Origin of the sequence: Vibrio sp. 10N.222.49.C9, from assembly GCF_041474985.1 — a bacterium.
GTDB lineage: Bacteria > Pseudomonadota > Gammaproteobacteria > Enterobacterales > Vibrionaceae > Vibrio > Vibrio crassostreae_C.
Map to the genome: position 1 here is coordinate 1 of NZ_JBFRVD010001307.1, position 362 is coordinate 362.

1 protein-coding gene is annotated in these 362 nt (G+C 44.8%); it reads left to right on the forward strand.

From position 1 onward, the window contains the following. Positions 1-362 (forward strand): tetratricopeptide repeat protein (locus AB4585_RS28040; protein WP_372172035.1); only part of this gene is annotated, 362 nt, incomplete at both ends.

Below are 362 nucleotides of genomic sequence, written 5' to 3' on the forward strand. Positions count from 1 at the left end.
CAATAGCCTATTATTACCAGCAGGTAGCAGAGTCTGAACTTGCTGATATTTGGTATAAAAAAGCATTGGCAGAATCACCAACAAGCGGTGACGTGTTGAATGACTATGGTGTGTTCTTATGTCGACGACAAGAATATACCTTGGCTCAAAGACAGTTTGAGCGAGCCATTCAACAGTCCGATTACGACTATGTCTCCGCAAGTTATGAAAATGCCGGCCTGTGCGCCACAATGCAAGGTAATCTGCGACTAGCTGAGACCTATTTTCTTAAGTCTTTAGAGCATGAGCCATCTCGCTTCCGAAGCAGTATTGAACTGGTCAAGTTATCTGTTCACTTCGGCGCCTTTAGCGAAGCTCAGCAA